The sequence below is a fragment of the Trichlorobacter sp. genome (assembly GCF_030247655.1).
In the GTDB taxonomy this organism is placed as follows: Bacteria; Desulfobacterota; Desulfuromonadia; order Geobacterales; family Pseudopelobacteraceae; genus Trichlorobacter.
Genome location: NZ_JAOTRZ010000095.1, coordinates 1 through 10,872, shown reverse-complemented (window position 1 = coordinate 10,872; position 10,872 = coordinate 1). Strand labels below are relative to the sequence as shown.

Below are 10,872 nucleotides of genomic sequence, written 5' to 3'. Positions count from 1 at the left end.
AATCTGCATACCTGTTTAGATACCGGGACCAACCACATAGGGGGGTAATGCAAAGAAGTCACGGCAGAGTGATTCAAGTACACCGGTTAAGGGTGGAACCACAGAGGAGATGATAATCGCCTTGACCTGAGTAAACGAAAGTGTGGCCAGGGAAAAAAGGCTATTCAGCATAACCCCGTACTCATCTGAAGTACGGGATTTATCGGTTGCAATACGCCAGTGGCGCACCAGCGCTTCACCGTCGTAGATACCAAGCACAATATTACTGTTGCCTACATCAATTACGAGCAGCAAACGCCCCTCCTTTCTTCCCGACATCACTTAAATGACGGTGACATCACCACTAAGTATCCGCTCAACCCGTCCATCAGAGAGCTTCATCAACAAAGCACCGTCATGGTCAATCCCAATAAAAGGCCCTTGTAGTGAGTTAGAGCCGACATCCACCTGCACCTCACGCCCAAAGGCATTACAATAGCGGGCCCATTCTTCCCGTACCGGGCCAAAGCCTTCCTGCTGAAAACGACGATACTCACGATCAAGCTCACGTAACAGGTGGACCACAAACAATTGACGAGATACCGGGGCGCCATACTCAAGCAGCAAGGAAGTAGCCGGCGTACGCAAATCCGCAGGAAACTGGTCAGCCCGCATATTCAGATTAACCCCGATGCCTAAAATCACAAAACCGACCCGATCAGTCTCTGCATTCATCTCATTCAACAACCCGGCAACCTTGCGACCGTTCATGAGCAGATCATTGGGCCATTTGATGGCCGGCTGCAGGCCGGTGGTTATCTGAATGGCGCGGGCAACGGCAACAGCGGAAAGAAAGGTTAATTGCGGAGCTTCATAGGGGGGAAGCTCGGGGCGCAGCACCACTGAACAATACAGATTTACTCCGGTTGGTGACTCCCAACGCCGCCCCAGACGTCCCTTGCCAGCCAGCTGACGTTCAGCCAGCAACACCGTGCCTTCCTCAGCCCCCTGCTCTGCCAATGAAAAGGCATCGGCATTGGTTGAACCGGTTTCCCCGCAACAGACAATCCGTCGGCCTATCAGACACGCGTTTCCAAGAGCGGTGCGTAAAGTGGCTTCATCCAGCAAGTCAGGCTCTGTTGCCAGACAGTACCCTTGAGACGGAATTGCATCAATCCGGTATCCGGCTGCACGAAGACTGGAAATCTGCTTCCAGATGGCGGTGCGTGAAACACCAAGTTCGCGGCTCAGCAACTCCCCGGAAACCATACCGCCAGCGCCTCTCAAGAGCTTTAGCAGATCCGCTGCTGCCGTGCGCCGGGGCATAGACATCAATCCAACAACATGGAGATATCCATTGCCCGTGGTGAATGGGTCAAGGATCCGATAGAAATAACATCAACACCAGTCTCGGCAATGGCTCGAACCGTAGCAAGGTTAACGCCGCCTGATGCCTCCACCACTGCCTTACCGCTGATCAACCCGACACAATGGCGCATGGTGTCACACCCCATATTGTCCAGCATAATAATATCCGCGCCGGCTGCCAGGGCTTCCTGCACCTGTTCAACCGTTTCTGTTTCAATCTCAATCTTCAGGGTGTGGGGAATATAGGCACGTGCCCGGCGAATCGCCTCGGTAATCCCACCGGCAGCTGCTATATGGTTTTCTTTGATCAGGATACCATCATAGAGACCGGTACGATGGTTAATTCCGCCACCAACCCGCACGGCATATTTTTCAAGCACACGTAAACCGGGAGTTGTCTTACGGGTGTCAACAATACGGGCTTTGGTCCCTTTAACAGCCTGCACATAGCAAGAGGTAAGCGTCGCAATACCGGACATCCGCTGCAAAAGATTCAAAGCAACCCGTTCCCCCTGCAATAATTGAGCGGCATCACCGGACATGCGGGCCATAACAGCCCCTTTTTCCAGAACCTGACCATCATGGCAGCAAGCCTCAAAGACAATGGCAGAATCAAGCAGGCTAAATACCCGCGCAGCCACGCTTATGCCGGCAACCGTCAAGGCCTCTTTGGCAACCAGTCTGGCTGTAGCGGCGCGAGGTTCCGGCACCACGGCCTGGGTGGTCAGATCTCCGGTATGGATATCCTCCCGCAGGGCGTTTTGAATGATATCATCAAGAGTCAGCATCACACTTATCCCGTCGCGTAAAATGTAAGTTTGTATAGCATACCTCTCCCACCCCCGCAACCGCATTCAAGCTGGTTTTTAATGAGCGGCAGGGGTGTATAGTAACTGTATACAATTATCAATTGACAATCGACACTGTGGCCCTTAAAGTAAGGCGCTTTAAATTTAATCAGCTTCAAGGGGGATTTCGATGAACGGGCGCATTATCACCTTCTTTGCAGCGGTTATTGTCATGCTGATGACAGTTCCCGTGCAGGCCAAGGACATCAGGTTCAGTTTCAAGAACGCCTCAGCCGTTGTCTTCAGCCACGACACACACCTTGCAAAGAACAAAGACTGCAAGACCTGCCACAGCGCAATATTCAATCTTTCCAAGAAGCGTTCCTACTCCATGGCTGAAATGGAGAAGGGCCTTTCCTGCGGTGCCTGCCACAACGGCAAAAAGGCCTTCAGTGTTGCCACTGAAAAAGACTGCAGCAAATGCCACCGTGGCACCCCCACTGCTATTACCTATCGTATCCCTGCTGGTAACGCCATGTTCAGCCATGATTCCCATGTCAACGGCAAGGGACTCGGCTGTAAAAGTTGCCACAAAGGCGGCCCAATCCGCCGTGGTGTCAGTATGGCTGAAATGGAAAAAGGCAAGTCCTGTGGCTCATGCCACAATGGAAAAACAGCCTTTACTGCCGCTTCAAACTGCGGTTCCTGCCACCGCGGCCTGACTACCAAGACCCTTAAATACAAGTCAAAGCCGGTTAATGACGCAGTGTTCAGCCATGATTTCCACGTTCAGGCCTACAAATGCGGCGACTGCCACACCAAGAAATATGATTACCGCCAGGAATCCCGCAAAACCACCATGGCCGATATGGCAAAAGGCAAATCGTGTGGTAGCTGCCACGATGGCAAGACTGCCTTTGCCTCAACCGGTGATTGCAATAAGTGCCACGTTGGCTACAAGCCGGCCAACCTGACCTTTAAAAACAGCCGAGGCACCGTGGTTGGTTACTTCAGCCATGACTTACATACTGCAGCGTACCAGTGCAGCGACTGCCACACCAAGACCTTCCCCTATGGTGGTGCTAAGCGGGTGACCATGGCCGATATGGGCAAAGGAAAATCCTGTGGCGCCTGCCATGACGGAAAAACCGCCTTCTCGGTTTCCGGAAGTTGCGCTAAGTGCCACAAGAAATCCTGATTACCTCAGGAATAGCCTGACAAAAAGGCGCTGCCCGTTACGGGTAGCGCCTTTTGTGTTCTATAAATCTTCTTTAGGCAAGCTGTCGCCAGACCAGCGACCAGTCACTCACGCATTCCCGACCGCCTGTCCACCACAAAACTACTGCCCTTGTTACCTTTAGCCAGTTTCTTCAACTCAGCCGCAACCTCGGCCACTCTGGCAGCATGGCTGATGCCGGGGGAGTCCATCGGCACAATGGCAATGGAAATCCCAAGAATAGGCATCTGCTCCTTTTGCCCCTTACGATCCAAAGCCAGATAGTAACCTCGTTGTTTGGTGTCCTCATCAAAGAGGGTCTGCACGATCTGGTCAAAATGACTGATAACCGTGGAGCAGACCTGCTCAGCCCGTTCACGCGGGACGATAAAAACAAAATCATCCCCCCCGACATGGCCACAAAATCCACCGCCAGACTCACGTACAGCGTTAGCCATAATCCTGGCCAGCATCCGGATTACCTCATCACCATGGGAAAAACCAAACACATCATTGTAGGGTTTAAAATGATTGATATCAACGTAGCAGACCGCCAGCGGCAGGCCAAGCGACTCCTCGATAGCCCGATGGATCGAGGTGTTGCCAGGCAGCCTCGTCAAGGGGTTATTATCAAAGATCCGCTTAATACGGGACAGCGAAAGAACGATCCGGCTGACTAATTCAGTAAAGTTAAGGGGAGTTGTAACAAAATCGTCCAGCGGAAAATCGTCCCATGACTCCTGCTCCATACCGGTGGGAAAGACGCCGATAATGGGGATTGGACTAAAAAAACTATCACCACGCACCATACAAAGCATGTCGTGACAGCCAACACAGGGGGATGAAAAATCAACGATGATCAGGTCCGGCGGGTCAGAATAAAAAGTTCCCAGAGCAGCAGCGGTCTTTTCCACCACCATGACCTGATACCCCTTACTCTGCAAACGCAACTGCAATAGAGAAGAAAGCTGGGCCTGGCTTGATATAAGTGCAATCCTAGACTGCTGCAGCATTGGCCAATTCAAGACTGAAGTTTTTAACCTCCACCAGCTTATCCTCCAGCTCCACCACCATCTCCTGCAGCAAGAGCTCATTCAGCTTAAGGGCATCCCAGGCCACCTGCTGAATAGGAGGCACATAGGAATCGCCACTGTCTCCAAAACCACTGGCCTTAATCAGCACATCTGCCAGATGGACCACCGAAGTCTTAATCCGGTGATCTTCGGAACCAGCGACATTATGATGGTAGGCAATCGGCTCTGAAAGCTTTTCCGGTAGAAACCAGCTTTTGGAAAGCCACCCTCCCACTTCCGCATGATCCGTATCCAGCACCGCTTTTTCTGCCTCACTGATATAGAGATCATCCAGCTTGATTTGCCGCCTGATTTCCGGCATCTGTTCAGCACATTTGAGCCCGATGATCACCTTACCAATATCATGCAACAGCCCGGCAGTTGTTATCTCCTCCACTTCAGGCAACGCCAGTTTACGGGCGATAATACCGGCAGCAGTGGCGGCACCAAGGGAATGTTCCCACAATCCAACGCTATTCTTCTCCATAATCTCGAAGATTGATGAAGAGAGCGCCAGAGACTTAACCACATTAACCCCAAGCAGGATCATCGCATTTGATATGGTTGAAACCCGGTAAAAACCGTAGGAAGGAGAGTTGGCCAGCCGCAGGATCCGGGCTGAAAGCACCTGATCAGCAGAGACTATCCTTGCCATCTCCTGAACCGATGACTTGTCATCATTGGAAAGGGAATTCAGCTTATTTATGACACCAGGCAGTGTAGGCAGCGTCTTGGTGTCCATGATGATCTTCTTAAGATCACTCCTCCGCTCGTCCACCAGTATCTCCCATTGCAGCAGTAAAATAATTACGATAAATATCAAGCACCAGCAGGTTGTAGCGATTATCCTGAGTCTTTGAGAAACGCTTTTCAAGATCAGCCAACTGCTCAGTCAGACCACGATCCCCTTCCTGCCAGACCGGATGCCCCTCCACATACAGCGACTGTACCCCCATCTGTTGCAAACGGCTGATCAGCGAGTCTGACAGTTCTGTCCCCTTGCCGCAAATCGGCATACCGGTTGGACTGTCGTTTTTAAAGATGTCCCTGGCCAGCACCATTTCGGCAGCTGCCAGGTTAAGCGGTATCTTCTGCATAGCTGTCACCAGTCTCCCTATGCTCTGTACGGCAAAGTGGACACAATACTAGGAAATGCGCCGGTGAATGTCAAACGCCATATGAGTAGCAAATGCTATTTTTGTGGCCTGCCCCGCCCCAAGAGCACCACGCCGGTCATAGTATTCATAATCACCTTCCGACCAACATGTCCGCCCAGATCAGAGGCCACCACCGGTATCCGCCACTCCTCAAGCTGTGCCATGGCCAGATCAATATTCCTGGCGCCGATCGGACAGGCCGCACTGCTGGTGGCCAACAGGTTGGCGCCGCCAAAAACCTTTGCCACTAGATGCTGTTTACGTGCTCCAATGTCCAGAAGGTGATCCAATAAACGCTCCATGGCTATATTGCCATATTTGGGTGTTGCCAACCCCTCGCCGTTCCAGAGAGGCAGCATAAAGTGGTTCATACCACCACCACCATGCACCTGATCCCAGAGGCAAACCGCAACACAGGAACCCAGTACTGTGGTAATTTCACACTCCTCTGCAGCTACATGGATTGCACCAGGAAACAGAAAGTGTTTAGGTATGTTCGTTTCAACAGGGTCGGACATGCTATTTCTCGTCCAGCTGTTCAAACAGAAACAGATTGCCCCCTTCAGCAAAGGTCATCCCCTCAGCCCCATAGTCGGCTGAGGGGAGCATAACCGAAAAAAGCGACCCCAGACCAGGCGTGCTGCTGACCTGCACCTCCCCCTGTAGTAGATCAAGCAATGATTTTACCACGCTCAACCCCAATCCATGGCCGAGATGGGCACGGGTAGGACCGGTATCAAGCTGGACAAAACGATCAAAGATCCTTTTGAGATCGGCTTCCGCAATGCCGATCCCCTTATCCTGCACCTGAATCCGCAGACAATCATCCGCTTGATCAAGCACGACGACAACTTCGCTATCCGGACTGCTAAACTCAATGGCATTGGCAACCAGATTTGCAACAATAACCTGAAGTTTCTGGGCATCTGTCGGGAAGTACAGCGGCTCACCTGATTCAGCTCCGGCAGCGGATAAACGTACTGCAACCTGCTTATCAGCTGCCTGGGCACGAAAGTTTTCCAACACCCCCCGTACCACAGAAGTAACATCAACATGCTCAATGGCAGGCATCGACTCACCCGCCTCAAGTTCTGCCGCAATAAAAATGTTGCGCAGTTGAAAGTCCAGATGAAATGCCTCGGAGAAGATCATGGTAACCAGTTCACTCACATCAGGTTTTTTCACAATACTTGACAGCTGCGAAGCCAAACCGATGATAGCATTAAGGGGGTTATTGATTTCATTACGAATGTTTGAAAGAAAATTGCTTTTTAATGCTTCAGACTCTTCCAGTTTACGGTTCATCTCAATCAGCTTACGATTAACCACTGACAGATCGTTTAGAGACTTCCTGCTTTGATCAAGACGGAACTTCAGCTCCTCAACCAACTGCTCGTCACTCACAGTGTGCATCTTTTCTCCTTGTGAAGCGAAGCTGAAAATATTGTTTAACTGACTATAGCACCCTTTCAAAGGATGACAACTACAGTCCCCGTCAGCGCACGTAACGAAACACCAGACGACGCTCTATCACAAAACGGATAGCCAACGGAATTAATACCGCCAGAAAGATCAGACCACAACCATACCACTCTCGAAGTGTCAAACGCTCCCCCAGCACAGCAAAACCGGCCAGCAGACTCCAGACCGGATCAAGGGTATAGACAAGACCGGCCTGGGTAGGTGTTACATAACGCTGATACCTGTTTTGCAAGGTAAAGCAGACCACGGTAGGAAAGATGGCACAGTAGATGATTGTGCCAAGAGAGGTCAGACCCAGCGAGAATGGCGGCGTTGGCACAAGCAGCGCAGTCATTGCAGCCATTAATGCCACAACACAGAATTGCACCAGTGAAACCAGCCAGACATCTTCATCCTTCAACACCTTTGAAACAGTAATGATATGGATTGCGATAAAAAAGGCGCAGAGGGTAGAAATCATATCTCCACGATTGAACCCCTCACCGCCACCACCTGCCAGCAGAGCAATTCCCAGCGAGGCAAGCCCGATTCCGGCGATATTGATCCGTCCGATCCGGTCCTTCCAGACCGTGCGGGCAATCAACGGAATAAACAGGACAAACAGATTATTGATCACGCCAGCACGGGATATACTGGTTCCCTGGACCCCCACGACAAAGGTCAGGTTGGTCACGCCCAAGGCCAATCCAACAACAGTTCCCCGCCTAACCGTCTGCCGGTCCAGTAGCGCAAGTCGCGGCAGGCAGAGTAAACCCATCAAAACTGCTGCCAGCGAAAAGCGTAGCAGCACAAAAAAGGGAGGCGGAACCTCCCTGACGCCAATCTTGGTAAAGAGAAAACTACCTCCCCAGAAAAATGTGGTTAAGACCAGATAAAACAACACCTTCCCTGGTGACGGAGTGTTTACCGCAGACACACCTTTACTCACTCAAACCACCTGTCTCCTGTTTTTGTTCAAGCCGCCACTGTTCAGTAATATCATTCATGCTCACAATCATACCGGTAAACTTCTTACTGATATCCTGCATCCAGCGCAAAGAAACCCGGTAGCGATGTTCTCCACCATCCACGGTAAGTGTGGCAAAAAAGTTTCTCTCATATTCATCTGCAGCAAGAAATTCCCCTACTTCATGGCCAAACCAGGGAAACGGCGCATCAGCAGCCCTGCCCGAAGAGTAGTACCTTCCAGCCCTGCCTTTACTGAGCAAAAGCCTTGAAGCTGCCTGATTCATCTGATTTACCCGCAAACGGTCATTTAACAGAAAAACCGCTATGGGCAGACTTTCAAAAATGGTTAAAAACTGATTCTTTTCATTGGTAATCCTGCGATTTGCCTCCTGTAACTCATGAGCTGCCGTGTTGGTTAAGTTACTACGACTCCATTCGGCACAAAAAGCGATCTCAATACGATCAAATACCCGCTCAATAAAGCGTATGTACTGCCTGATGGCCGTTGGCACGAGCTCCTGATCTGCCACCAGATCCAGATAACTCTGACGGTAATACTTCATGAGTCCCAGAAACATTTCCAGGGTAATGCCTCTCGTACGATGTTTTTGAGCTTCCTGCACGCCAAAAGCGGCCACTGGATCATGCACAAAATCATCATCAGGCCCCAGTTCCCAAGGGTCCGGTGACAGCTCTAAAGCTGCACTGATCGAATCGGTAAGCCCAACAATAGATACTCGCCACGCCTCCTCAAGCGTTGAGGTATAGCGGGTATAGTCACGCTCAATGGCATAATCACGAACTCGACGCATCAGCCATCCTTCATGGTCCTTTAACAGCAACGCTAATGGATGCATTGTACGTCTCCCCTTGAATCCAGTCTTTCCGACAGCATAACAGGAAACAAGCCATTGGCAAGCGAGACCGTCACACCATTGTCAGCTGAAAATTGTCAATATACCGTCTATCCTAACCGGTAGTGCTTGCGTACAGGTTTCTCAACCTCCCACTGGCAACTCATACCAGCAGGAAAGACAACCAGATCGCCGGCAAACAACTCAACCGGGGCACCATCTCCAGGGGTTACCACCACTCGCCCCTCCAGCAGGTAACAGACCTCACGCTGATCATAGCTCCAGGTAAAATCAGACACCTCACAACTCCAGATCGGCCAGTCAAAAACCCCCAGTGTTGCAAGTCGTTCTTTAGACGGATTTTGCTCAACCATAATGGGTAACATCACTTGGCTCCTTCTTCGCCACCTGCATGTTCAGGCCAGTGCAGTGCCAGCCAGACTGTGTTCTGCCCAGGAAGCGTCCACTCCACTCGATGACGGCAATGTGCTGGCAATAGCATCCACTGGCCAGGCAGCAGTCGATACGGTTCCCGTTCACCCTCAATCGCCAGCAATGCCTCTCCCTCCACCACTAGCACCCATTCATGCCAGTCCTGCTCATACCAATCTCCTGCCGCTGTTGCCTGACCTTTTGAAACAATCCGCTCAATTCTCACTCCGTCAACTATGGAAAGCGTCTCAAACAGCTCTCCCCCGGAGGCATCAGGAATTGCAGCTAACAGATTGCCAACGTTCACCATATCTATTCACCCCTACACAAAAAAACGATAATTTTTAGTTCCCATTGAATTATTCAGGATTGACGCTACAATACACCTGCATAAGATCCTTTTTACTGACACTTCCTAAGGAGCTCACCCCATGGCAACAGACCGTGATCTCATTGATAGCCTTGAAGCACTTGAGTCAGACCGTTTTCAGCAACTTATGGCAGATGAACGTTTTAAGGGCAACCCCCTTTTGCCTGAGTTCCAGCAACTGCATGAGCTGTATCGCACCCTGGCCCAACGCTCGGAACGAATGATCAAAGAGAAGGCATACCTACAAACCCAGCTGGCCAACATGAACCGTTCTCTGGATCTTGCAACTCGAATTGACCCAATGACCGGGCTTGCCAACCGCCGGGCCATCATGGAGATGATAGAACAGGAATTCAGCAGAGCCAGCAGACATCAGCGTTATGCCTCAATCATCATGGCTGACCTTGATTACTTTAAAAAGGTTAACGACACTCATGGATTCAACACGGGGGATGACGTACTGGTGGAGGTTTCCCGCGTATTACGTGGCTGTCTGCGCAATGAAGATATCTGCTCCCGCTGGGGAGGCGAAGAGTTTCTTGTGTTGTTGCCGGAAACCCAAATTGACGGTGCCTTGGCAGTTGCCAACAAGATCCGGGAATCGGTTGCCATGACCGAGTTTAAAGTTAACCGACCCGGCATCCAACTAACCATCAGTCTGGGGGTCTGTGAGTATAAGCCAGAGCAAAATATTTTTGAGGCGATCTCCAGGGCCGACCAGGCCTTGTTCCAGGCTAAACTTGCCGGCAGAAACCGGGCCATTGTTGCTGCCTGACAATTACGGTAGAGCCCCACTTTTTTTCAGTAATACAAACAACGATTCAGCCATCTGTTGATAACCGGCCGCATTTGGGTGAATTGGATCAGACTTCAGTGAACTGTCTGAAAGTACTCGCTTCAGTATCTCCCCTTCGTAGGGTATACCTGCATCTTTTGCAACTGCCCGATACCATTTTGGCACCTCAAGCCCAAACCCCAAACGCGGCACGCCAATCAGGACCACACCAATACCCCGCCCTCGGATCATCGCCACCATGGCCCGCAAATTTTTTTCTGCATCGGCATCATCCATTTTGCGTAAAAAGTCGAGCCTCTTGCAAAAGTGTATGCGAGAAGTTGAATGTAGTTAATTTTGCTACATAAAAGTCGAGCTTCAAAGATAGCCATCTGATATTATTGGTTTACGAGACAAACAATAACAGAGG

General features: G+C 50.8%; 14 protein-coding genes and 1 pseudogene. 2 read left to right on the top strand and 13 right to left on the bottom strand.

The window, feature by feature from the left end:
• Positions 1-18: 18 nt before the first annotated feature.
• The 3 genes and pseudogenes from OEL57_RS09665 to nadC all read right to left on the bottom strand — a co-directional run.
• Positions 19-294 (bottom strand): annotated as a pseudogene (locus tag OEL57_RS09665) (type III pantothenate kinase); the annotation flags it as partial.
• Positions 295-321: 27 nt separating this feature from the next.
• Positions 322-1,305, bottom strand: coding sequence for a biotin--[acetyl-CoA-carboxylase] ligase (locus tag OEL57_RS09660; protein ID WP_300740054.1), 984 nt, complete (start codon positions 1,303-1,305; stop codon positions 322-324).
• A gap of 5 nt (positions 1,306-1,310) precedes the next feature.
• On the bottom strand, positions 1,311-2,135 hold the full coding sequence (gene nadC / locus OEL57_RS09655; protein WP_300740052.1) for a carboxylating nicotinate-nucleotide diphosphorylase: 825 nt from the start codon (positions 2,133-2,135) through the stop codon (positions 1,311-1,313).
• A 190-nt stretch (positions 2,136-2,325) separates the two neighbouring features.
• On the opposite strand from nadC, the gene OEL57_RS09650 reads away from it, so the two are divergent.
• Complete coding sequence (locus tag OEL57_RS09650; protein WP_300740050.1) at positions 2,326-3,333, top strand: cytochrome c3 family protein; 1,008 nt, start codon at positions 2,326-2,328, stop codon at positions 3,331-3,333.
• Positions 3,334-3,437: 104 nt separating this feature from the next.
• On the opposite strand, the gene OEL57_RS09645 is transcribed toward OEL57_RS09650, so the two are convergent.
• The 9 genes from OEL57_RS09645 to OEL57_RS09605 form a co-directional block, all read right to left on the bottom strand.
• Positions 3,438-4,364 carry a diguanylate cyclase gene (locus tag OEL57_RS09645; RefSeq protein ID WP_300740048.1) on the bottom strand — a complete coding sequence of 309 codons (927 nt, stop codon included), beginning with the start codon at positions 4,362-4,364 and terminating at the stop codon, positions 3,438-3,440.
• The gene (locus OEL57_RS09640) at positions 4,348-5,202 is read right to left on the bottom strand and encodes an HDOD domain-containing protein (RefSeq protein WP_300740046.1); all 855 of its coding nucleotides are present in this window, start codon (positions 5,200-5,202) and stop codon (positions 4,348-4,350) included. Before OEL57_RS09640 ends, OEL57_RS09645 begins: the two co-directional genes overlap by 17 nt.
• Positions 5,183-5,521: a hypothetical protein gene (locus OEL57_RS09635; RefSeq protein ID WP_300740044.1), complete on the bottom strand. Its 339-nt coding sequence runs from the start codon at positions 5,519-5,521 to the stop codon at positions 5,183-5,185. The genes OEL57_RS09640 and OEL57_RS09635 overlap by 20 nt, the downstream gene beginning before the upstream one ends.
• A gap of 95 nt (positions 5,522-5,616) precedes the next feature.
• Complete coding sequence (locus OEL57_RS09630) at positions 5,617-6,099, bottom strand: chemotaxis protein CheD (protein WP_300740042.1); 483 nt, start codon at positions 6,097-6,099, stop codon at positions 5,617-5,619.
• Between the two features lies 1 nt (position 6,100).
• The gene (locus tag OEL57_RS09625) at positions 6,101-6,994 is read right to left on the bottom strand and encodes a sensor histidine kinase (protein WP_300740040.1); all 894 of its coding nucleotides are present in this window, start codon (positions 6,992-6,994) and stop codon (positions 6,101-6,103) included.
• Between the two features lie 82 nt (positions 6,995-7,076).
• The gene (locus tag OEL57_RS09620; RefSeq protein ID WP_300740038.1) at positions 7,077-7,991 is read right to left on the bottom strand and encodes a DMT family transporter; all 915 of its coding nucleotides are present in this window, start codon (positions 7,989-7,991) and stop codon (positions 7,077-7,079) included.
• Entirely contained in the window at positions 7,984-8,868 is an 885-nt protein-coding gene (locus OEL57_RS09615) for a PAS domain-containing protein (protein WP_300740036.1), read from the bottom strand. Before OEL57_RS09615 ends, OEL57_RS09620 begins: the two co-directional genes overlap by 8 nt.
• A 107-nt stretch (positions 8,869-8,975) precedes the next feature.
• Entirely contained in the window at positions 8,976-9,251 is a 276-nt protein-coding gene (locus OEL57_RS09610; protein ID WP_300740034.1) for a cupin domain-containing protein, read from the bottom strand.
• The gene (locus OEL57_RS09605) at positions 9,251-9,607 is read right to left on the bottom strand and encodes an AraC family ligand binding domain-containing protein (RefSeq protein WP_300740032.1); all 357 of its coding nucleotides are present in this window, start codon (positions 9,605-9,607) and stop codon (positions 9,251-9,253) included. Before OEL57_RS09605 ends, OEL57_RS09610 begins: the two co-directional genes overlap by 1 nt.
• Positions 9,608-9,728: 121 nt before the next feature.
• Here OEL57_RS09605 and OEL57_RS09600 point away from each other — a divergent pair, with 121 nt between their 5' ends.
• Positions 9,729-10,442, top strand: coding sequence for a diguanylate cyclase (locus OEL57_RS09600; protein ID WP_300740030.1), 714 nt, complete (start codon positions 9,729-9,731; stop codon positions 10,440-10,442).
• A 3-nt stretch (positions 10,443-10,445) separates the two neighbouring features.
• Here the strand turns inward: OEL57_RS09600 and OEL57_RS09595 are convergent, their stop codons facing one another.
• Positions 10,446-10,739: a hypothetical protein gene (locus OEL57_RS09595; protein ID WP_300740028.1), complete on the bottom strand. Its 294-nt coding sequence runs from the start codon at positions 10,737-10,739 to the stop codon at positions 10,446-10,448.
• Positions 10,740-10,872: the final 133 nt, after the last annotated feature.